Origin of the sequence: Bifidobacterium sp. ESL0798 (assembly GCF_029395415.1) — a bacterium.
GTDB lineage: Bacteria > Actinomycetota > Actinomycetes > Actinomycetales > Bifidobacteriaceae > Bifidobacterium.
On the sequence record NZ_CP113914.1, the window covers coordinates 194,604 to 216,918 of the forward strand.

A 22,315-nucleotide genomic window follows, 5' to 3' on the forward strand; every position below is an offset into this window, starting at 1 on the left:
AAAGTTTTAGATATATTTTTCCGTTGATGGAATCTGAAGACTGTTGGAATATCAACGTTTTCATGCTGTTGAACTATCTTTTTCAAAAACTTGAGCCAAAAAGACTCAAGTTTTTTCTGTATTTTGGGAATATAATTTGCGATTAAAAGTTGAGTGTAGTAGGCTCAGGTTTTGGAACATGTAACAGGTGCGAACCTGGATGCGGGCCGCGAGCGACGAAACGAACGTCGCGTTGCGGGGCCGGACCCGAGCGAACAGATGTGAAACGTACGAATATAAGGAGAAACGAATATGGGACGTGCAGTAGGTATTGATCTTGGTACCACAAACTCTTGCATCGCAACGCTCGAAGGCGGCGAGCCCACGGTCATCGTGAACGCCGAGGGCGCCCGCACCACCCCGTCGGTGGTCGCGTTCAGCAAGTCCGGCGAGATCCTCGTCGGCGAGGTCGCCAAGCGTCAGGCCGTGACCAACGTTGACCGCACCATCAGCTCGGTCAAGCGCCACATGGGCACCGACTGGTCGGTGGACATCGACGGCAAGAAGTGGACCCCGCAGGAGATTTCCGCGCAGGTGCTGATGAAGCTCAAGCGCGATGCCGAGGCTTATTTGGGCGAGCCGGTGACCGATGCGGTCATCACCTGCCCTGCATACTTCAACGACGCACAGCGTCAGGCCACCAAGGACGCGGGCAAGATTGCGGGCCTGAACGTGCTGCGTATCATCAACGAGCCGACGGCTGCGGCTTTGGCTTACGGCCTTGAAAAGGGCAAGGAAGACGAGCGCATCCTGGTCTTCGACCTCGGCGGCGGCACCTTCGATGTGTCCCTGCTGGAGATCGGCAAGGACGACGACGGCTTCGCCACCATTCAGGTGCAGGCCACGAACGGCGACAACAAGCTCGGCGGCGACGATTGGGATCAGAAGATCATCGATTGGCTCGTCGGCGAAGTCAAGAACAAGTACGGCGTCGACCTGTCCAAGGACAAGATCGCGCTGCAGCGCCTGAAGGAAGCCGCTGAGCAGGCCAAGAAGGAGCTCTCCAGCTCCACCGAGACCTCGATTTCGATGCAGTACCTGGCCATGACCCCTGACGGCACGCCTGTCCACCTGGACGAGACGCTGACCCGCGCACACTTCGAGGAAATGACTTCCGACTTGCTCGGCCGTTGCCGCACGCCGTTCAACAACGTGCTGCACGATGCGAACATCTCGGTTTCCGACATCGACCACGTGGTCCTCGTCGGCGGCTCTACCCGCATGCCTGCCGTCAAGGAACTCGTCAAGGAGCTCACCGGTGGCAAGGCCGCAAGCCAGTCCGTCAACCCGGATGAGGTCGTGGCGGTCGGCGCTGCGGTGCAGTCCGGCGTCATCAAGGGCGACCGCAAGGACGTCCTGCTGATCGACGTCACCCCGCTTTCGCTGGGTATCGAGACCAAGGGCGGCATCATGACCAAGCTCATCGACCGCAACACCGCCATCCCGACCAAGCGCAGCGAGGTCTTCTCGACCGCTGAGGACAACCAGCCCTCCGTGCTGATTCAGGTCTATCAGGGTGAGCGCGAGTTCGCCCGTGACAACAAGCCGCTGGGCACCTTCGAGCTGACCGGCATCGCTCCGGCTCCTCGTGGCGTCCCGCAGATCGAGGTCACCTTCGACATCGACGCCAACGGCATCGTGCATGTCTCCGCCAAGGACAAGGGCACCGGCAAGGAACAGTCCATGACCATCACCGGCGGATCCGCTCTGCCGAAGGACGAGATCGACCGCATGGTCAAGGAAGCCGAAGCCCACGAGGCCGATGACAAGAAGCGTAAGGAAGACGCCGAGACCCGCAACACCGCCGAGTCCTTCGCCTACTCGATGGAGAAGATGGTCAACGACAACAAGGCCAAGCTCTCCGATGATGTGGTCAAGGAAGTCACTGACGATGTCAACGCGCTCAAGGAAGCTCTGAAGGGCGACGATATCGACAAGATCAAGTCCGCTCAGCAGAAGCTGACCACTTCCTCGCAGAAGATCGGTCAGGCGCTCTATGCGCAGCAGGGTGCCGAGGGTGCCGCTGGCGCCGCGGGTGCCGGTGCTGCTGCAGGCGCGGCCGGCGCGGCTGACTCTGCTTCGTCCTCGTCTGATGACGACGACGTGGTGGACGCCGAGGTCGTTGACGACAATGACGACAAGAAGGACAACAAGTAATCGTGTCCGGGTTCGATAAGGACGATTATCTGAAGGATCTGCCGGATCCCGATGACGCATGGCTCAACTCCATGGCTGGGTTCGATGCGTCGGCTGCGGGATTCGGCGGTCCGGCAGATGGTGCTGGTCCGGGCGAACCTGAACAGAACAATGCCGGCACAACCGGCGAAAAGGCGGGTGAAACAATGAGCTCCGAACAGTCGAATAATAAGGCCGACGACGAAGCGAAGCAGAGCCCACAGGGTGCTGCCGCCTCAGCTGCCAACAACGACAATACGAACGTGAATAGCGATTCCACGCAAGCGGCTGCGAATCAGGCCGACAATGGTCAGCCTGCTGCTGCAGATGGTACTTCCGGTAGTGCTCACACTAACGGAGACAACGCAGCGGAAGATGCAGACAAGGCCGATAATGCAGCCGATGCTGCCAATGGCAAAAGTGGCAAGGACAGCGAGAACACGCTGACCCCGCTCGGGCAGGCGAAGAAGGAAGCCGCGGATTATCTCGATGCGCTCCAACGTGAGCGTGCCGAATTCGTCAATTTCCGCAACCGCTCCAAGAAAGAGCAGGAGATCTTCCGCCAGCACGGCATCATCGACGTGCTGACCGCGTTGCTCCCCGCTCTCGACGATATCGACCGCATCCGTGAGCACAGCGAGATGGACGATTCGTTTACCGCCGTGGCCAACAAGATCGACAAGACGTTCGAGAAGTTCGGCGTGGAGAAGTTCGGCAAGAAGGGCGAAACCTTCGACCCGACCAAGCACGAGGCGATTCTTCACAAACCGGACGCCAACGCGACCGAAGAGATTGTGGACACCGTCGTAGAGGCGGGCTATCGCATCGGCGACCGCGTGATCCGAGCCGCCCGTGTGGTGGTGGCTTCCCCGAAGGCCTAGCGGCTATCTGCAATGACGTGATACGTAGAGTGCGATTCCCCGCGTGGCCGGAGGGTCGCACTTGTCGTTTGCAAGGTCGTTGCAGGTGATGTAAGCGGCTAAGAGCCCGAAAAGGAGGGCAGTGATATGGCTGAGAATGAATGGCTAGATAAAGATTTTTATAAGATGCTCGGCGTCTCCAAAGACGCGACGAGCGAGGAGATCACCAAGGCGTACCGCAAGCTGGCGCGCAAGTACCACCCTGATCTCAACAAGACCAAGGAGGCCGAGGAGAAGTTCAAGGACATCTCCGAGGCCTACGACGTGCTCAACAACGCCGATCAGCGGCGCAAGTACGACGCGATTCGCCAATTCGCGGGCGGCGGTGCACGATTCGCCGGCGGGAGCGGACAAGGCGGATTCGGTGGCGGCGCCTCCGACTTCTCCGATATCTTCTCGATGTTCGGTGGCGGTGCCGGCGGACCCGGTGGGGTGCGTTTCTCGACCTCCGGTGGCGGTCCGACCAACCTCAACGATATCTTCTCGATGTTCGGTAACGCTGCCGGTCAGGGTGCCGGCGGGTATGCCGGTGCGGGCTCGCCTTACGGCGGCGGATCGAGCACCTACCGCGAACCGCAGCGTCCGGTGCGTGGCGAGGACCGTAACTCGAAGATCACGCTGACCTTCCGTCAGGCCGTGAAAGGCGCGACCGTCTCCCTGAAGGCGGGCGGGCGCAAGTTCAAGACCCACATTCCGGCAGGTGTGAAGGACGGGCAGAAGATTCGGCTTCCCGGCAAGGGCAAGCTCGGTTCCAATGGCGGGTCGGCAGGCGATATGTACCTGCAGATCAGCGTGAAGAACGATACGAAGTTCAGCCTCGATGGCAACGACATCGTGATGCCGCTGCCGGTCACCATCGGCGAGGCCGTGGCAGGTGCCCGCGTCAAGGCGCTAGACTTCGACGGCAATGAAGTGACGTTCCGCGTGCCGGCCGGTACGTCGAGCGGCGCCGAGGTGCGTGTCGGCGGCAAGGGTGTTCCTGGCCATGATGGCGACTTGGTCGGACGCGTGGAGATTCGCGTGCCGTCGAGGCCCAGCATGGTGCAGAAGCACGATGCCAAGGAATTCGACAAGAATTCCGGCGAGTTCGTCGACGAGGTGGCCAAAGAACGCGAGTGATTCGCGTGGCTTGATTGGTCCATTCGTAATTCCGAAATAGGTACGGATGGGCCAATTAAGCGTTTCTGGGTTGGCTAGACAGTATGTATGGTATTGATGGATATTGCGGTCAATGCCATATGCGATGAATGAAGTGGTAGACAAGGACGAGCGGAGGTGAATGCGATGGCTCGGATTTCCCGTGAGGTGCAGGCTCTGTATGGATTGTGCGCCGTTGCGTTGGTCGAGCAACGTGCCGATCTGGACGGCGCCGATGACGTCGGTTTCGATATCGACCTACCTGTTTTCAGCGTGGGCCGTGCCGCGCAGCTGGCTGACATCCATCCGCAGACCCTACGTCAGTATGACCGCCAGGGGCTCATCGTCCCGCAACGCACGGAAGGCGGCGCCCGCCGTTATTCCCTGCGTGACGTACACAAGCTCGCTGTGGCCCAGCAGATGAGCCAGGAAGACGGCATCAACCTTGCCGGCATCTCGCGGATCCTCGAATTGCAGGAAGAGAACCGCCAGTTGCGGCGCGAGGTGAAGCGTCTCGAGCGTCCACGCGGTTCCAGCATTTTCGCGGCCGATTCCGACGGCGATATCACCGAGATTCAGCGTTCGCGTCAGGCCCGTCGCTGGCGGCATGAGGTGCAGACCCGTACCCGTGAGCTTCCGGGACGGCCATACTATGCCAGCGATGCCGCCGGCTCGTATGCATCGAGTGCGCAAACGGAGGGTGGTGACGCCGCTGGAGCCGATACTTCGCAGGGGCAGTCTGCCCACAAGCCTCGCCATGCCGCAAAATCCGCCGACGGTTCGTATGCCGATCCGTTCGTCGATCCACGTTCGTTGGTCGTCTGGGGCCATTATTTCGACTGACCTTGTTCTACGCCGATTTATCTGTTAAAACCGGTGGTCATGGCATGATGGAATATAGATTTTGTGTCAAGTGAAAACGGATAAGACGAGATGGAGTCACCTTTGGCCTTGCAACGTGAAAATGATGGAACGGGTTCTGATTGGATGCTGAAGGCCGTGCTCTGGGATATGGACGGTACGTTGATTGATTCCGAGCCCTACTGGCATCAGGTTGAGATGGATATCGCCGGCGAGCATGGCGGCTATTGGAGCGAGGAGATTGGCTGGACGTGCTCGGGCAAGCCCGTCCCGCAAGTCGCACAGCTCATGATTGATAAGGGTACAAAGTTGTCGGTTCCCGAAGTCGGGCGATTAATGATCGAAGGCGTGGCGCGCAAGGAAGCGGAACATATGCCTTGGATTCCAGGTGTCGAAGACGTGTTGCGCTCGCTGATTGCCGCCGGGATTCCGTCGGTTCTGGTCACGGCTTCGCCGAGGCGCATGGCCGAGAATCTGGTACGTCAGGCTCCTGAGGGCGCGTTCGTCGGCTATGTATGTGGCGAGGACGATCTGCCCAAAAAGCCGAATCCCGCGCCGTATCTCGCGGCTGCGAAGATTGTAGACATCAAGGTTCCGGAAGGGATTCTGACGGCAAACGGCATGGCGGCCCGGACGGACGATGGCGCTGCCAGCCATACCGGCATTTCATCTCGTATATCGGATTCCGATAGTCTCGTCAACGCAGATAATCGCAATGTCTCCGCTTCTCGTCGTTCTTCGGAATCCGCGGACGATACGCGATTGGTTGCTTTCCGCCAGGAAATGGCAAGATGCATCGCTATCGAGGATTCGATGACCGGCATCAAGTCGGCGGTCGCTTCCGGTGCGACGACCATCGCCCAGACCGGTTTCATCAAGACGGACACCTCCGCCGGCCCGCAATTCGCCTCGATCAACAGCTACGACGCTCTCACCGCTGAAGCCCTCAACCGCTTTGTCGAGCAGCGGCTGAAGAGCATGAAGTAACAAAAAAGGTTTCCAGAAAATCCCGGAAACCATGCTTGTGGAGCTGATGGTAATCGAAACCACGACCTCTTCGATGCGAACGAAGCGCTCTACCAACTGAGCTACAGCCCCATGTCTTCAAGCTTATCACTCAAGACAACGTTACATATTCTAGTACAACCCTGCCCCAAGTACAATTCGGCGGGTTGGGAAGCGGTGCCGGCCACGGATTGGCATGTTGGCGGCTTGAATATGGCGGGTTTTATGTTTTTGCGTCATGAATGGGCCGCTGGGCCGGTGTCGGTGGCTTGTTTATGGCGCAAACGGTGAACGGGATAGGCAGGCCTGATCCCCGTTTTATCAGGCCAGCAAGGCCTCGGCGGTTTTTTGGTCGGTGACAAGGGCGTCGATGAGATGCCCGACCAGACAGGCATGGATGGCATTGACCTTCGCTGCTCCCCAGGCCACCCCTATGACCATTGGTATTTTTTTGAGCCGGCCGAAATCGATGGAAATCGTTCGCTCGTAAAGGTCGGAATGGACGAGATTGCCTTCTGCGTCGATGAGATGGCCGCAGATGTGCCCCACGACACCGCGCTGGTGCAGGGTTCTGGCGGTGGCGGGGTCCACGTATTCGTCGAAAATGTGGCCCAGCCGCTCTTCGGTGGCGGCGCCGACGCCCACGATGGCGATATCGGCCCCGCCCCCGAGTGCCAGAACCGTGGCGATTTGCGGCTCCTTGCGCATGCTGTTGGCGATTTTCGCGTTTGAAAGAATCATCGGCACGGGCAGGGCGGTGAAAGTGCCTCCGAGCCTGCTGGCGAGCATGCGGCAGATGTCGGGGGAGTCGATCATCGGGTTGTCGGGGCTCAGAGCGCCGATCATCTGCGCGACGTTAGATTTTGGCCATTCGCAAATCGGCATTTCATGCACCGTCGCCGCCACGGCCCGCCCGTTGGAGACGGTGACCAGCGAATCAGGCTTGCAAAGTTCGCAGAATAGCGCCGCCGCATATCTCGGTACGACCTGCCCCGAGCTTTCGCCGTCGTTCACCGTTGCCACACGCACATGTTTGAGCCCGAATTTGTGTTCCAGCTTCTGCTCAAGCTCACGAATGCGTTCCAATTCATGGCCGATGGAGATATGGACCATCCCCGAGTCCCTTGATTCCTTGAGCAGCCGCGAGACGGTGGGGCGGGAGTAGCCGATGTCGCGGGCGATTTGGGCCTGCGTCTTGTCTTCCAGATAATAGGACCGCGCCACGCGCAGCACGAGTTCAATATGCTGCCGCGATGAGCTGGTTGCCAATGATTCGTCGCTGAACATATGTTCATCTTATCATATTTTAATAAGTTTTATATTGATTTTCGTGAGATTTTTAATATATTGAGAAATTTTTGTAGTACTTCTTGATGAACATATGTTCATGGGTGGGCGGGTTATTCCGTCGGTAATCGCATATCGTAAAAACCGAAACGCAGTGGACGAGATTGCAAAAGTTCCGTGGCCTCGATTTGTCGCTTTGAAAGTCTGCAATCCGGACCAGCCCGTTGCGTAAAAGGAATTGCGAGTGACCGGCAGCCGGCCGTGAATATTCGGCGGCAGACAGTCGGCAATCCACAAATCAACAGTTGGCGAATCAAACAAGGAGTTAACAATGTCGTTTGCACGTACGATTCTGGGCGATGTCGATCCGAACACCCTCGGTGTGGTCGACGCCCACGACCATCTCATCCGCGTCGGCGCCGGCGAGGTCTACATCGATGGCGATCATCAGCTCGATTCCGTCGAGAAGGCCGAAGAAGAGGCCACCCGCTTCGCGCAGGCCTCGAAGAAGTGGAGCAAGTACGGCGGCACCATCGTTGATATGTGCCCCATCAACTGCGGCCGTGACCCCGCCAAGCTCGTCGAGGTCGCCAAGAACGTCAAGGACCTGAAGGTCATCGGCGCCACCGGCTTCCACCGTGAGCACGTTTATCTGGAAACCCAGTCGCATTGGGTCAACCGCTATTCCGTCGACCAGATCACCGAACTCGTGATCGCCGACATCCGCGAGGGCGTCGACCAGAACGATTACACCGGACCGTTCGTCAACCGCACGCCATACAAGGCCGGCGTCATCAAGGTCGGCACCGCTTACGGCGCAATCACCCCGTTCGAGCACAAGTGCCTCGAAGCCGCTGCTGCCGCCGCCATCGAGACCGGCGCTCCGATCAACACGCACACCACTTACGGCACCTGCGGCCTTGAGCAGGCCCAGGAGTGCTTGCTGAAGCAGGGCGTGCCCGCCGACCAGATTGCCATCGGCCATATCCAGCGCAACGCCGATATCTATTACCTTGAGAAGATCCTCGACCTGGGCGTCTATCTCGAGATCGACGGTACCAACCGCATCAAGTACCAGCCGGATTCCAACCGTATGAAGGAACTCGCCGCGTTCAAGAAGGACGGCTTCGAAGACCGCATCCTGCTTGGCACCGATTCCGGCAAGCGCTCCTATCAGAAGGCCTACGGCTCCGTCTCCGGCGTGGATTACAACCCCGCCGTCGACGGCCCGCGCATGATCGACGAGGGCTTCGACCCTGAGTATGTCGACAAGCTGCTGATCAAGAACGCCGCCAAGTTCTTCACCTTCAAGAAGGAAGGCTGAGCGCGATGGCAGAGAAATTGCAACGTCCGAAGCTGCAGATCGCTCTCGACACCACCGATATGCCGAGCGCCTTGCGCCCGTTGAACCGGGCGGTAAGCCAGATCGACGTCATCGAATGCGGCACGATCCTCATCATCGCCGAAGGCCTCAAGGCCGTACGCGAGGTGCGTGCGCTCTATCCGAACAAGACGATCCTGGCCGACGTGCGTATCGCCGAGGCCGGTGCCCTGATCGCCCGCAACTGCTTCGAAGCCGGAGCCAACTGGGTTTCGGTGGTGGCCGGCGCTTCGATGACCACGGTCGAGCAGGTCGTCAAGGTCGCCAACGAGTTCGGCGGCGAAGTCCAGATCGAGCTCGGTGAGAAGTACGACCCGGAGCAGGCCCGTGAATGGCGTCGTTTGGGTGCCACACAGGTCATCGTGCACCGCTCGCGTGACGCGGAAGTCGCCGGAAAACTCACTTGGGGTCCCGACGACATCCAGCGCATCAAGGAACTGCATGACATGGGCTTCATGGTCACCGTCACCGGCGGCGTGAAGGCCGACGACCTGCCGTTCTTCAAGGGTGCGCCGGTCGGGGTCATCATCTCCGGGCGTGGCATCGTGAAGGCCGACGATCCGCTGGCCGCCGCGAAGCACCTGCAAGACACCATCAGCGAGGTGTGGCCGCAATGAGCACCGTCAGGCTTGGCATCTACGAGAAGGCGCTCAAGCACACCGACGACTGGGATTCGTTCTTCGTCCAGGTGCGCGACGGCGGGTTCATGTTCATGGACATCTCCGTCGATGAATCGCCCGAGCGTATGGCCCGTCTCGATTGGTCGCCGGCTCAGGCCCGTGAATTCCGCGCCGCGGCCGACCGCCAAGGCGTGCAGATCGGAGGCATGTGCCTGAGCTGCCATCGCAAGGTGGGCCCGGGGTCCGCCGATCCGAAAGTCCGCCAGGAAGCCGACGATATCTTCCGCAAGGCTATCGACCTTTGCCATGAGGCCGGTATCCCTGTGGTGCAGGTCGCCGGGTATTACGCCTATTACGAGGAGCCGGACGCCGGGCAGCGTGCCCGTTACGTCGATTCCCTGCGCCGAGCGGCCTCGTATGCCGCGCAGGCCGGTGTGATGCTGGGTATCGAGAACGTCGATGGCAACGATGTCACTTCGATCACCAAGGGTCTCGCGATTTGCGATGAGATTCATTCGCAATGGTTGACGATGTACCCCGATATCGGCAACCTCGCCGAGCAGCAGCTCGACACCACTTCGGAACTCAAGGCCGGGGAAGGTCGGATGCTTGCCATTCATGTCAAGGACGTGCTGCCAGGCCAGCCGCGCCGCATCCCGATGGGCACCGGCGTCACTGATTTCGCCGCCGCGTTCAAGGAGCTCAAGCGGCAGGATTGGTCCGGCCGGATGATGCTCGAGATGTGGAACGACGATGCTCCGAATTCCAGCGAGATCAGCTCCGCGGCCCGTCAGAAGGTCGCCGGTTGGCTGGCTGATGCCGGCATTGAGGTCGCTTCGCGCTGACGGTTTGCCGTTTCCTGCGTCGTGTGGCTCGAAGCAAAACGTTGCAGAGCATATCGCAATGGACGAATTAACATAATTGAATAATTATAATTAAATACAACTGATTGTGGTGATGAGTCTGTGGTCTGCTGTTTTAATGCCGCAAATTCATCACCGCGATTGGAAACAACGAAACAGGCGGCTTTCGCCTGGCGCTGATACCGGTGCCAAAGCAGGTCTGTTGCGCTAATACATAACTTCATGGTTCTGCATTCGTGATTGTGGTCGGATGCAGCTTCGCCGTTGTCTGCGTCAACTGAAGGATATAGGTCAACGGTTTTCGGCTCGGCTGTGTTTGCATGACGCGGTTGCAGCCCGAAATGACGGTTCGGAAGGTGTCGGTTTCCCGTTCCCTGCGCAAAACGCAAAATCCGGCAACGTCCGAATCGTCGTGATATCAGCCTGCCAGAAATTCGGCGGGAAAAGAGGCGTAACGCTCTCCAGGCGTTTCGTGGCATAAAGCAACTAGTTACAAGGAAGTGCTGATATGGCAACTTATGATCTTTCCACCATCGGTGAAGGCCAGATTCGTTTCACTGTCAATAGCGGGGAACGTCTCATGTTCACACGTTCGGTTGCGATGAACCCGGCGTGCTCCGAAGCGAACGTCGCCGGCTTGCTGGCGCAGCTCGGGCGCAAGACGCTGTGGACCAGCTCGCTGCCGGAAGGCGATCTCGGCGATTACATTTTGACCGAATACCGTTCCGTCGGCGTCGACATGAAGACCATGGTGCGCAAGCCCGGCGGCCGCACGGCCCTCTACTTCATGGAGCCGGGAGCCGGCCCGATGCCTGCGAACGTCATCTATGACCGCGATTGGACCTCGTTCCGTGACACCGGCATCGATGACTACGACTGGGACTCGATGCTCGATACCAAGCTCATGTTCGTCACCGGTATTACCGCCGCGCTTACCGACACCACCGCCGAAGTGGTGCGCTATGCCGCCGATCATGCCATCGAGCGCGGTGCCAAACTCGCGTTGGACGTCAATTTCCGCCACAAGCTGTGGAGTGGCGAACAGGCGCGCAAGGTGCTCACCCCCATTGCCGAGGAGTCCAATGTCATCTTCTGCTCGATTGCGGACGCCGAGAAGGTCTTCGGCATCACCGGCACGCCCGAAGAGGTGACCGCCGAACTCATGAGGCGCTTTGAGCCGGAGTACGTCGTTTCCACCAACCACATGGACGGCCCCTACCTGCGCACCCACGAAGGCTTCACCGAATACAAAACCACCCCGGTTCCGGTCATCGACCGCCCCGGCGCCGGCGATTCGTTCGTCGCCGCCACGCTGCATGGCTACCTTTCCGGCGACATCGCCGAAGGTGTCAAGTGGGGCCAGCGCGCGTCCAAGTTCGCCATCACCCACAAGGGCGACCTGACCCGTATCCGTCCCGACGAGCTGGACATCCCGCTTGGCAGCGATATCGACCGGTAGCCGTTGGTCTGTTAGTCCGTGGACCGTTAGTTCCTAAAGCCGTTCGTCTTTAAGCCCGCTGGTTCGTAAGGCCGCTGGTCTGGGCTTTCAAAACGACGGCATGTATTATTACAAAATATTAAAAAGAAACAAGGAAAAAGAATATGAGTACCACTACAAACGCTCCAGCGGCGTCGACCAAACCGGTCACGGCGTATGAACAGATGGATTCCAAGCCGCTGACCGGCCATCAGAAGAGCATCATCTCCCTGGTGATCCTGGGCAACGTCTCGGAGTTCTTCGACATGTTCCTCATCGGTTTCGTCGTCTCGCTGCTGACCACCGCCTGGAAGCTTACGGGCTTCGAAGCCGGCGTGATTCTGGCCTGCTCGGGCCTAGGCACCGTCATCGGCTCCATTCTCTGGGGACGTCTGGCCGACAAGTTCGGCCGTAAGCGCGCCTTCCAGTGGTGCGTGATCTGTTTCGTCATTTTCACCGTCCTTTCGGTGTTCCTGCCCGATCGCGCCTGGGCGCTGCTTGCCTTCCTGCGCGTCGGCGTGGGCGTGGGTGTCGGCGGTCTCAACATCACCTCCATCCCTTACGTCCAGGAGTTCGTCCCGAGCAAGAACCGCGGCAGCTTTCCGGCCTCGCTTCGGTCTTCATCCCGCTTGGCCTGCTGCTCGGCTCCCTCTCCCAGAGCATCGTCGGCGACAACTGGCGCATCCTCATCGCCATCGGCGCTCTGCCTGTGCTGCTGCTCGTCTGGCTGCACTATGTGCCTGAATCCCCTCGTTTCTATCAGACCAAGGGGCAGGACGATAAGGCCCGCGAAGCCCTCGCTTGGGCCATGGAGCTTCCGGTCAGCGAAGTCGGCACCCTGCCGGCTGTCGAGGTCGAGAAGAAAGTCGGCTACGGCGAGCTCTTCAGCAAGCACATGCGTCCGCTGGTCATCATCACCATCGGCTCCTTCTGCTTCATGATGGGCAGCTTCGCCATCCAGTCCTGGGGCCAGACGCTCTTGAAGGACGCGTTCCACTTCACTCCGCAGATGGTCGCCTACCTGTTCATGGGCGTTTCGGTAGCCGACTGCATCGGCCGCTTCGGCTCCGCCTGGCTTGCTGATGTCATCGGCCGTCGCTGGACGATGTTCATCTTCGGCATGGTCGGTGCTCTGGGTTGCTTCTACGCCGCGTTCTTCCACAGCTCCGGCTGGGCGTTCTACATCGCGATTCTCATCATCATGACCTTCGCCGACGGTGCCTTCGGCATCCTCAATGCCTTTGGCGGCGAGCAGTTCTCGAACGACGTGCGTTCCACCGGCCTCGGCCTGGGCTACGGCCTCGGCGCCATCGCCAAGGTCATCGGCCCGGCGCTCATGGGCGTGCTCGTCGGTGGCAGCTTCGTCGCTCAGCACATCGACATCTCCGTGATCACCAAGGCGTTCAGCTTCTTCGGTATCTGCCTGGTCATCGGCGCGATCACCTACCTGTTCGCGAAGGAGACCCGCGGCAAGGACCTCGAGAGCCTGTAAGGTCGGATGAGGTTGTTGTCAGGTTCCGCCATATTCAAGCCGCTTACTTGTTGTCGGCGGCCCAAATATGGCGGAATTTTTGGGTAGTGACATTTTGGGCCGCTTATGCGCTCGCAGTGGCTTGTTTACGGCGGGTTTCGACCGCGGGTCCTGTCGCGCTTATGTGAGCGGTAACATAGATACTGTATGTTAGAAATATCGAAAAGGAATAGTTGATTGCCGGTGCCGCGAGGTCACGTTCGCGTCGGCGGTGATCGCAACTGAAAGGAACAGCCATTATGACTACATTGGACGATTTCGGGCCCGAGGTCCGTGCCGAAGTCAAGCAGGTGCGCGAGGTTGTGGCCACTTTGCATGAGCAGCTTTTGAAGTGGAATCTTGTGGTGTGGACGGCGGGCAACGTTTCCCAGCGTCTGCGCACTGCCGATCTGATGGTGATCAAGCCTTCCGGCATGCGCTACGAAAGCCTGACCCCGGAGTCGATGGTGGTCTGCGATCTGAACGGCGATCCGGTCGACGGCTTGGCCGCTCCGAGCTCCGACACCAAGTCGCATGCTTATATCTATCGCAATATGCCTGATGTCTACGGCGTCGTGCATACGCATTCCACTTACGCGACCGCTTGGGCTGCCACGGGCCAGAACATTCCGTGCGGCCTGACGATGATGGGTGACGAGTTTGGCGGCCCGGTTCCGGTCGGTCCGTTTGAGCTGATCGGTTCGGAAGCCATCGGCAAGGGTGTGGTCGAGACCTTGAAGAAGTATCCGCATTCCCCGGCCGTTCTGATGCAGAATCACGGTCCATTCACCATTGGCAAGGATGCCGAGGCCGCTGTCAAGGCTGCGGCGATGACCGAGGAGGTGGCGCACACCATGTGGGCCGCCCGCCAGATCGGCGACATCATCCCGATTGCGCAGGAAGATATCGATAAGCTGAATGACCGCTACCAGAACGTCTACGGCCAGCACTGACGCGCTTACGTTATTTTAAATTTCGTTCATAATTAGGCCACTGAACAGTACTCAGTGGCCTAATTATGACGGAACATAAAAATTGCGCCATATCCGAGTCGCTGATTAAAGTTGAGCGGCTCAGATATGGCGCATCATAATAATTTGAAGGGTTACATGTCCTCGACGACCAGATAGGTCATATCGAGCGGGCCATGAACGCCAACGACCAGAACCATCTCGATGTCACCGGTTGAAGAGGTGCCGGAGATGAAGTTGATGTTGGAGGTCTTGAGCTCGCCGGACTTAAGACGCGGCTCATAGTAATCCATCGCCTGGCGGCTCCGTGCCACGATCCTCGACTTGCGAATGATGCTCAGATAGTGGACTGGCAGGAAGTGGAAGGCACGACCTTGGCCAGGTGTGGTCGGAGCCGTGATGGTGCACGATTCCGCACAGAGCATGTCGGCGAAACCGATGGCCGCTTCCGAGTGGTTCGCGGTGTCGATGTTGACTTCGCGTCCGGCACCCGGTATCCAGAACGAGGGCTTCGGATAGAGGCTATCGCGCCAGATCTCCAGTCCGAATGCCTGATAATTCTCGTCATCGGTCGGCAGTATGAGCTTTCCGTTTGCTTTGGCGGCGATGAACTTGTCAAGCGCTACAGGCAGCCCGGCCTTGTCGGTCGTTTGGAAATCGACGTGAACCGCGGACGCGTTCTTGCGTGCGATTTCAAGCAACTCATCCTGTGCGTGGCCGGAAAGCGTGCTTTCGGGAAGGTCATTGATCGGCTTGAGTGGATGGTCCTTGAGCTGATGACGCGGACGCCCGCTCTTGGCTGCCAGGTAATCAAGAAATACTTCGCGATCGGTCATTGCTCAGTCCTTCTTCCCATAGTTGCCGGTGCCGGCTTCCTCAATCGATCCCAGAGCCACTGGCACGGTCGCATCCGAAAGCGGTGCGGGCTCGGTAGTGCCGTTCTTCGCGGCCTTCCGCGCCGAAACACTGTTGTCATATGATCCGAAGTCAGGGGTGTTCGGGTTCTGCGCAAGAATCTTGGCTTGTTCCTTGTTGAACTCCACATCATTGCCCGCGTCCTTGTACTGCTTGGTCTTGCGCTGGTTGAACCAGGTGCGGAAGTTCTTGGAATGGGCCGGCGGTTCCGGCAGATCGCGGACCTTGGTCCATCCACCGAAGACGAATGGCATCCATTCCTCATGCTTGCCGTTCTCGTTCAAGTTCTTGGCGGTATCCGGTACGCGCGAACCCGTGGCCGGATTCTTGACGCCCTTCTTGGCGATGGTGTTCATCGCGACGTGATCGAAGGTGAGTGCGGTGCGGAAGAGCGAGGAATGGCCGGTGCCTATGCCGACGACCTTCATCACGGTGTCGGCGATCAGGTCGCCCATATGCTTGTCGTTCATCATGATTTCACGATGCTTCAGGATCAGCTCGTGCAGCGGAATCTTCACGGGGCAGGTCGCGGTGCAGGCCGAGCAGAGGGAGCAGGCGTACGGCAGGTCGTGGAACTCGTCGTAGTCGCCCTGCAGCAACGGGGAAAGCACAGCGCCGATTGGCCCCGGATAGACCGAGCCGTAGCCCTTGCCGCCGATGTTGCGGTAGATCGGGCAGACGTTGAGGCAGGAGGCGCAACGGATGCACTGCAGAATCGGCTCGAATTCGGTGCCGAGCGCGTTGGAACGCCCGTTGTCGACGATGACCACGTAGAAGTCCTCGGGGCCATCGGCCTCGTCGGGAAGCTTGGGGGAGACGAAGCTGCAGTAAGAGGTGAGCTTCGTACCTACTGCGGAACGCACGAGCATGTTGTCCATCGTCTCGGCCTCTTTCAAGGTCGGTACGAGGCGTTCCATACCCATGACGACGACCTGCGTGGGCGCGATGGCCATGGAGAGGTCGGCGTTGCCTTCGTTGGTGACGATGTTGACCATGCCTTGATCGGCAACGGCGAAGTTGCAGCCGGTGATGGACATATCAGATTCCAGGAAGCGTTCGCGCAGCACCTTGCGGGAGAAGCGCGCCTCATGCTGCGGGTCGTTGTCGCCGGTATAGCCGAGCTTGGCGAAGAGCTTCTGTACCTGGTCGCGGTTCTTGTGCAGAGCGGGGAAGACGAGGTGGGAAGGTTCGTCCCAATCATCGAGCTCCAAGATGAACTCGGCCAGATCGGTTTCAGTGACCTTGACGCCCGGTATCTTCAGCAGCGCTTTGTCGAGTCCGATCTCGGAGGTGACCATGGACTTCGGCTTGACGATGTTGTGCGCCTTCTTTTTCTTGACCAGATCGGTGATGAAATCGCGGGCCTCGATGTCGGTCTGCGCGAAGAAGACATGTCCGCCGCGCTTTTCGACGTTGTTGGAGAACTCCTCGAGATAATCGGGGAGGTAACGAATGACTTGCTGGCGAATCTGCTCGCTCAGGTCGCGCCATCCTTCCCAGTTACCGAGCTCGGCGCGAGCGGTTTCACGCTTGATCCACTGTGCGTCCTGAGCGCTGGTGATGGCGCCGCGTGCGAACTTGTCGGCCTTGCTCTGGTTGACGCGGTTCACGAAGTTCTTGTCGCCATATTGCAGCATCGTACCGGTAGATTTTCCGGTGCGCTTGAACATGGTGTCATCCATTTGTGTGGTGCTCATACCAGAGCCTCCTCATGTGCGTTGGAATGCTGCAAAGTCTGTTCGTCGATGGCCTTGCGCTCGGCTGCATCGACATACTTCACACGGCTCATATCGACATTGCTGTTGAGCACTTCCGCCAGATGCATGATGGTGATTTTCTTGCCCGTTCGATTGAAACGTCCGCCGATGTTCATCAGGCAGCCAGGGTCGCAGGAAATCAGTACCTTGGCGCCGGTGCTTTGCACGTCCGCGACCTTTTCGTTGACCATTTCCTGGGAGACTTCGGGCATCTTCATGGAGAACATGCCGCCGAAACCGCAGCAGTTCTCGATATGCGGCAGTTCACGAACCGTAAGTCCCTTGACGTGGTCCATAAGGATATAAGGGCTCTCGCGCTCACCAAGCAACCTGGTCATATGGCAGGAGCGGTGGTAGGTCGCCACGGTATTGAGCTCTGCGCCGGCGTCGAGCACGCCGAGCACGCGATAGAGGAACTGCGAGAACTCGTAGGTCTTGTTGGCCATCGCGTGGGCCTTGGCCTTGTATGCGTTGTCTCCCTTGGGCAGGTGGAACTGCAGCTCCTTGAGCATATTGACGCAGGAACCGGCAGGTCCGACGATGTAATCGGCGTCAACGCCCATCAGAGCGTCGATTTCGTTATGCATCACCTTTGTGGATTCCTTGACGTATCCGCTGTTGAACGTAATCTGTCCGCAGCAGATCTGCTGCATCGGCATATAAGTTTCACAGCCGAATCTTTCCAGAACTTCGACCATCGCTTTCCCGACATTGGGAAATATCAGATCGACCAGGCAAGTGGAGAAAATCACTACCTTCATCTTGACTCCTTCAAGTTGGCCTTAAGATGTCACTACTTTCAGGCTTCTGTCGATGGCTTCTTTGCGCATATATCAACGTTCGATGCCCATCAAAAAAATAACCTACATATATAACGATATACGTCCAGAATCAGAAAAAAGCCCATTTTTAATATAAATTGAGATTTGTCAATGTGATTTTGCTCACATTTCTCGATAAAATTAGATATTTATCGCATTATTGCAAATACAAGACTTGGAAAAGTCGATCAACCGAATGAACTGGCCGATTTAATAAGTATAGGCCAAACCCATACTTCTATCGGTTTGTGGCGTTTTTGAAGATGTCGAAACGCATTTTGCTTGATTTTGCTGTTTCTAACGAGCAATCTTTTTTATTATCTGTTAACCAATAAATGGTAGCTTTTAAGATGATAATAACGTTTGACATCTAATTTTACCGACGAGACGCCGCTCACTCGGAGGTTTCGCCTTCTTCGAGCGTGACGGAAGCGCCTGTGGCTTCGCTGTTGTCTTTTTCTTGCCGAACTTGGCCTTGGCGAGTCCGATGACCGTAGGCAAAACCGAAATAACGAGAATGGCGATGATGACCAGCTCGAAGTTGTTCTGGACGATGGGAATGCCGCCGAAGAAGTAACCGAGCAAGGTAAACAATGTCGACCATGTCAGCCCGCCAAGCATCGAGAACGGTGTGAAGCGGTGCCAGCGCATGCCCGAAAGGCCAGAAATGAACGGCATGAACGTGCGGATGAACGGGAAGAAACGGCCAAGGAAGACCGCGAGCGGGCCCCACTTGTCGATCATGGCTTCGGTTTTGGCAAGGCGCTGTGGCGTCATGACCTTGACTTTCCCGCTTTCGATGATCTTGCGTCCAAAGAAGCGACCGATGAAATAATTGCATTGATCGCCTGTAATCGGGGCAATCCAGACCACAGGTAACAACGCAATCAAAGGGAGCGCGGATTTGCCGGTCACGGCGTCCGGGGCGGCGAAGAACCCTGCCGCGAAAAGCAGGGAGTCGCCTGGAAGAAACGGGAAGAAGACCACGCCGGTTTCGATGAAGACGATAAGGAAGATGAAGCCAAGCGTCGGCGCCACCCCCATTGAGATCCAGCCGGCGATGATGGTTCGAGGGTCTTTCAGAAGCTCAATGAGGAAGTGAATGAAACCCATGGTGTCCCGTCTGTCGCTGAAATCTGTGGTGTCGCCTTCGCGCTTGAACCGCAATGGGAGGCGTTGCGTAAATCCGCTGTAGAGAAACTCGAAGAGCGGCGCGGGCTTCGACGTGCATCTCTATGTCGGACTGCCTGCCTGGGCTCCCAAGGTTCTTTAACCTTCGTCACTTTATCAGCCAAGGCATGGGTAAGGCTTGGCGTTAACTGAGTTTTCCATGAATCTGCACAAACTCAGAGGTGGAGTTTATTTTCGTTCTTGCGGACGTGGGAAGGCGCGGACCGGTCTTAAGCGGACACCGCCCCTGTCGGGTTCCGCCACCCGTTTGCTTCATAATTGGGCTGCTGGGGGTTAGCCAGTGGTTTGAATGTGGCAGGATTGATGGGTTGCGCCATATTCAAGCCACTGAAACCGGGCATCATAGTAATTGACGGCTTTTGGCGGCGAATCGTGAATTGGATAATAAGGTAAGAAACGTTCAAGAAATCAAAAAATTGACATTCTAATGAACTTTACTATAGACTAACAAAAGTCTCGAAACGTTTCGATAATATTAATCGAAATGGAAGCGGTTAGCGTGCAACCTGGCGACCAAGCGACTAAGTGGTCGTTTGCGCCAGCGCCGTGCAAGGAATGCAGAAGGAGATGAGCGCATGGCCGGCATCAAGGACGTTGCAAAGGCGGCGGGAGTGTCCGTTTCCACCGTTTCCTACGTGCTGTCCGGCAAGCGCCCCATATCCTCGAAAACCACCGACAAGGTTCTGAAGGCCATCGACGAGCTCGGCTATATCCCCGATGCCAGTGCGCAGAAGATGCGCGGCCGGTTGAACCACATCATCGCCATCAGTGAACCGATGCACGAAGGTATGAACCAGATGCAATACAGTGCCTACTTCATGCAGTCCGCTTGGCAGGCCAGAAGTGCCGGCTATGATGTGCTGTTTCTTACCGGTCCCGATGCCGTGGACGATATTGAACGCGTGACGCACAGCAACCTCGTCGACGGGGTGCTCCTGCTCGACGTGGAGGAGCGTGATGCGCGTGTGACGCATGCCGCCCGATATCGCAAGCCCTGCGTGGCCATCGGACTGCCGAAAAACCACAGGGATTGCGCCTGCATCGACATTGATTTTGCCAAGATGGGTCGGCGTAGCGCCGATCGGCTTTTTGCGTTGGGGCATCGTCGGGTCGTGTTGCTGCGCGCCCAGGAGATTGACTACGAGCGCCGTGCCGGTTATGTGCTTTTATTCCACGAGGCGTTCCTCGCGCGTGCAAGCGAAATCGGGCTTGAGGTATTCGAATCCGGCGCCGTCGACAACGCGACGTTCGACGCCAGAAAATTCGTGGCTGATATGCTCGTGCAGAGCCCGCGCCCGACGGCTTTGGTCAGTCAGGCCGGGGTCAATATTTTGAACCTGACGGTAACCGCTTTGATGTCCGCCGGGTTGAAGATTCCCGAGGATATCTCGGTGCTTTCCTGCGGCACTTTTCTGCGTGATGAACCGATGCGCCGACCGGTCAGCGAGGAACCGTTCGAACCGGAACACCTTTGCTCGATCGCCATGGGCTCGTTGGTTTCATCGATTGAAAAGCATCAGGGTATCGCCGGACAGGTAACGCTGATCGATCCAAAATTCATCGATCGCGGTTCGCTCGCTTCTGCACCGCAAAATGTTGGTGCTGGCGACGATGAGACTTCCGTTTCCGCGTCTTTTGACAGCAGGCGGACGGACCAGACCCAGCCGGAGGATTCGGCCCGCGCGAACGCCGGAACTTCGGCTTCGAAACCAATCGCTTCTGCTCTTCAAAGCAGTGATCTGGAAGGGGAGCCTATGGATTGACTTGACACCAAGCGTTGAGTTGAGTGAAGGACCGGTGGCCCGGTGGCCAGGCTTTCAGCGATGAGGGACCGGTGCGCCTGACGGCTTTTGACTCTGCCTTTCAATGAAGCAAGGAAACTGCACGAAAATAGAAAGAGCGGTTTTATTGTCCCGCAAATCGAAACGTTTCGATTATAAGTAGCTTGATTCCATTCATAAGTAAACATTCAAGGAGGAAAGATGAAGATAAGGAAGATTGTCGCGACAGCGCTCGCGGCGGTGCTCTCGTTGACGGCGCTTTCGGCCTGCGGGTCGAGCAATGCCCAGGACGACGCGCATCCGCAAAGCATCTCGTTCTGGTATTATGACCTGCCGACCGCAGCCCAGACCGAGGCTTGGAAGAAGGCGGCCGACCAGTTCACCAAACAGACTGGTGTCAAGGTGAAATTCGAGGTCAAGTCGTTCACGCAGATTGCGCAGAACTCCAGCCAGTTCCTCGACTCGAACCAGGCTCCGGACATCATGGAATCGAACCGTGGCAACGGCTCGGCCGGCATGCTTTCCTCGATGGAGCTTCTAAGCGATCTGAAGCCGTACGTCAAGAAATACGGCTGGGACAAGAAAATCACCAAGGCCGACGCCTCGATCGCCAAATACGATGCCATGGGCATCATGGACGGCACCAAGTGGGTCGGTCTGCCCAGCTACGCCGAATATCAGCGTGTCTATTACAACAAGACGATGTTCGACAAATACGGCATCAAGATTCCCACCACGATGGCCGAGTTCGAGCAGGCGTGCAGGGAATTCAAGTCGCACGGCATCACCCCGATTGCCGCGGACGCCCAGGAATACGGAGTGATGTGGCTCTGGTGGTCGCTGGTGGGTACGAAGGCCGACAAGAAATTCATTGCCGACTGGCAGATGTACAAGCACGATGTCAACTGGAACGCCGAACCGCTGACCTATGCCACCAACACCATCAACGATTGGGTCAAGGAGGGCTATATCTCGCGTAGCGCCACGGGCCTCAAGGCCGAAGACACCACGAACTCCTTCATCAAAGGCGGTCAATACCCGATCTACCAGACCGGAACGTGGAACCAAAGCCGTTTCATCGACCAGGTCAAGAACTTCGAATGGACTGCGGCCGCGCTGCCGGGCACCAAGATGCTGCAGGGCTGCACAGGCAATCTGCTGACGATCCCCACCAAATCGCATCACAAGGACCTCGCCGCGAAGCTCCTGAACAACGTCCTGTCCGTGGAGAACCAAGACGGCATCGGCAATGCCGGCGGCATCCCGTTGGCGGCCGATATGGGCAAGATCACCAACGTGAAGAACCAGGAGATGATCAAGGAATATTCGCAGTATTCCAAAAAGGGCGACCTTTCCTACTACCCGGATTATCCGGCTTCGAACCTGACCGACGACATCTCCGCGCAATTCCAGGAGCTCGTCAACGGCACCGAGACGCCCAAGCAGGTGCTCAACTCGCTTCACAAGTCCTACGACACCGGTGTGGTCGACATGGGCTTCAAGGACTGAGCGGCATTTTCGTTCTGTTCCGAGCTGCCCCAATCGGCGCAGTCATCAATTCAGTAGTTCATTACTTCCAAGGAGGTTGTAATGCAAAAGACAAA

Annotated in this window: 19 protein-coding genes and 1 tRNA gene; 13 read left to right on the forward strand and 7 right to left on the reverse strand. The window is 57.7% G+C overall.

Annotated elements, in window-relative coordinates; translation table 11 throughout:
- Window positions 1-291 precede the first annotated feature (291 nt).
- From dnaK to OZX74_RS00740, 5 genes are all read left to right on the forward strand, one after another.
- The gene (gene dnaK, locus OZX74_RS00720; RefSeq protein ID WP_277156697.1) at window positions 292-2,196 is read left to right on the forward strand and encodes a molecular chaperone DnaK; all 1,905 of its coding nucleotides are present in this window, start codon (window positions 292-294) and stop codon (window positions 2,194-2,196) included.
- Window positions 2,197-2,381: 185 nt separating this feature from the next.
- Window positions 2,382-3,095, forward strand: a complete 714-nt coding sequence (gene grpE / locus OZX74_RS00725) for a nucleotide exchange factor GrpE (protein WP_277157362.1) — start codon at window positions 2,382-2,384, stop codon at window positions 3,093-3,095.
- Between the two features lie 126 nt (window positions 3,096-3,221).
- Window positions 3,222-4,253, forward strand: coding sequence for a DnaJ C-terminal domain-containing protein (locus tag OZX74_RS00730; protein WP_277156698.1), 1,032 nt, complete (start codon window positions 3,222-3,224; stop codon window positions 4,251-4,253).
- A 165-nt stretch (window positions 4,254-4,418) separates the two neighbouring features.
- A complete protein-coding gene (locus OZX74_RS00735) occupies window positions 4,419-5,114 on the forward strand; it encodes a helix-turn-helix transcriptional regulator (RefSeq protein WP_277156699.1) in 696 nt (231 codons plus the stop codon).
- A gap of 102 nt (window positions 5,115-5,216) precedes the next feature.
- A complete protein-coding gene (locus tag OZX74_RS00740) occupies window positions 5,217-6,119 on the forward strand; it encodes an HAD family phosphatase (RefSeq protein WP_277156700.1) in 903 nt (300 codons plus the stop codon).
- A gap of 38 nt (window positions 6,120-6,157) precedes the next feature.
- On the opposite strand, the gene OZX74_RS00745 is transcribed toward OZX74_RS00740, so the two are convergent.
- Window positions 6,158-6,230, reverse strand: a tRNA-Ala gene (locus OZX74_RS00745).
- 228 nt (window positions 6,231-6,458) lie between these two features.
- On the reverse strand, window positions 6,459-7,424 hold the full coding sequence (locus OZX74_RS00750; RefSeq protein ID WP_277156701.1) for a sugar-binding domain-containing protein: 966 nt from the start codon (window positions 7,422-7,424) through the stop codon (window positions 6,459-6,461).
- Window positions 7,425-7,755: 331 nt separating this feature from the next.
- Between OZX74_RS00750 and OZX74_RS00755 the strand changes: the two genes are divergently transcribed.
- The 4 genes from OZX74_RS00755 to OZX74_RS00770 all read left to right on the forward strand — a co-directional run bounded on the left by OZX74_RS00755 (window position 7,756) and on the right by OZX74_RS00770 (window position 11,747).
- Entirely contained in the window at window positions 7,756-8,748 is a 993-nt protein-coding gene (locus tag OZX74_RS00755; protein WP_277156702.1) for a hypothetical protein, read from the forward strand.
- Window positions 8,749-8,753: 5 nt separating this feature from the next.
- Window positions 8,754-9,422, forward strand: a complete 669-nt coding sequence (locus OZX74_RS00760; protein WP_277156703.1) for a 3-keto-L-gulonate-6-phosphate decarboxylase UlaD — start codon at window positions 8,754-8,756, stop codon at window positions 9,420-9,422.
- Window positions 9,419-10,270: an L-ribulose-5-phosphate 3-epimerase gene (locus OZX74_RS00765; RefSeq protein ID WP_277156704.1), complete on the forward strand. Its 852-nt coding sequence runs from the start codon at window positions 9,419-9,421 to the stop codon at window positions 10,268-10,270. The genes OZX74_RS00760 and OZX74_RS00765 overlap by 4 nt, the downstream gene beginning before the upstream one ends.
- A gap of 526 nt (window positions 10,271-10,796) precedes the next feature.
- A complete protein-coding gene (locus tag OZX74_RS00770) occupies window positions 10,797-11,747 on the forward strand; it encodes a sugar kinase (RefSeq protein ID WP_277156705.1) in 951 nt (316 codons plus the stop codon).
- Window positions 11,748-11,976: 229 nt separating this feature from the next.
- On the opposite strand, the gene OZX74_RS00775 is transcribed toward OZX74_RS00770, so the two are convergent.
- Window positions 11,977-12,135, reverse strand: coding sequence for a hypothetical protein (locus tag OZX74_RS00775; RefSeq protein WP_277156707.1), 159 nt, complete (start codon window positions 12,133-12,135; stop codon window positions 11,977-11,979).
- Between the two features lie 60 nt (window positions 12,136-12,195).
- Here OZX74_RS00775 and OZX74_RS00780 point away from each other — a divergent pair, with 60 nt between their 5' ends.
- Together OZX74_RS00780 and OZX74_RS00785 are read left to right on the forward strand one after the other, a co-directional pair.
- On the forward strand, window positions 12,196-13,257 hold the full coding sequence (locus tag OZX74_RS00780) for an MFS transporter (protein WP_277156709.1): 1,062 nt from the start codon (window positions 12,196-12,198) through the stop codon (window positions 13,255-13,257).
- A 278-nt stretch (window positions 13,258-13,535) separates the two neighbouring features.
- Window positions 13,536-14,228: an L-ribulose-5-phosphate 4-epimerase gene (locus OZX74_RS00785; RefSeq protein ID WP_277156711.1), complete on the forward strand. Its 693-nt coding sequence runs from the start codon at window positions 13,536-13,538 to the stop codon at window positions 14,226-14,228.
- Between the two features lie 152 nt (window positions 14,229-14,380).
- Here the strand turns inward: OZX74_RS00785 and OZX74_RS00790 are convergent, their stop codons facing one another.
- The 4 genes from OZX74_RS00790 to OZX74_RS00805 form a co-directional block, all read right to left on the reverse strand.
- Complete coding sequence (locus OZX74_RS00790; protein ID WP_277156712.1) at window positions 14,381-15,082, reverse strand: lactate utilization protein C; 702 nt, start codon at window positions 15,080-15,082, stop codon at window positions 14,381-14,383.
- 3 nt (window positions 15,083-15,085) lie between these two features.
- A complete protein-coding gene (locus tag OZX74_RS00795) occupies window positions 15,086-16,858 on the reverse strand; it encodes a LutB/LldF family L-lactate oxidation iron-sulfur protein (RefSeq protein WP_277156713.1) in 1,773 nt (590 codons plus the stop codon).
- Window positions 16,855-17,679, reverse strand: coding sequence for a (Fe-S)-binding protein (locus OZX74_RS00800; RefSeq protein WP_277156714.1), 825 nt, complete (start codon window positions 17,677-17,679; stop codon window positions 16,855-16,857). Before OZX74_RS00800 ends, OZX74_RS00795 begins: the two co-directional genes overlap by 4 nt.
- A 405-nt stretch (window positions 17,680-18,084) precedes the next feature.
- Window positions 18,085-18,852: a VTT domain-containing protein gene (locus OZX74_RS00805; protein ID WP_277157363.1), complete on the reverse strand. Its 768-nt coding sequence runs from the start codon at window positions 18,850-18,852 to the stop codon at window positions 18,085-18,087.
- A gap of 653 nt (window positions 18,853-19,505) precedes the next feature.
- Between OZX74_RS00805 and OZX74_RS00810 the strand changes: the two genes are divergently transcribed.
- Both OZX74_RS00810 and OZX74_RS00815 read left to right on the forward strand, forming a co-directional pair.
- Entirely contained in the window at window positions 19,506-20,693 is a 1,188-nt protein-coding gene (locus OZX74_RS00810; protein ID WP_277156715.1) for a LacI family DNA-binding transcriptional regulator, read from the forward strand.
- Window positions 20,694-20,912: 219 nt separating this feature from the next.
- Window positions 20,913-22,220, forward strand: a complete 1,308-nt coding sequence (locus OZX74_RS00815; protein ID WP_277156716.1) for an ABC transporter substrate-binding protein — start codon at window positions 20,913-20,915, stop codon at window positions 22,218-22,220.
- Window positions 22,221-22,315: the final 95 nt, after the last annotated feature.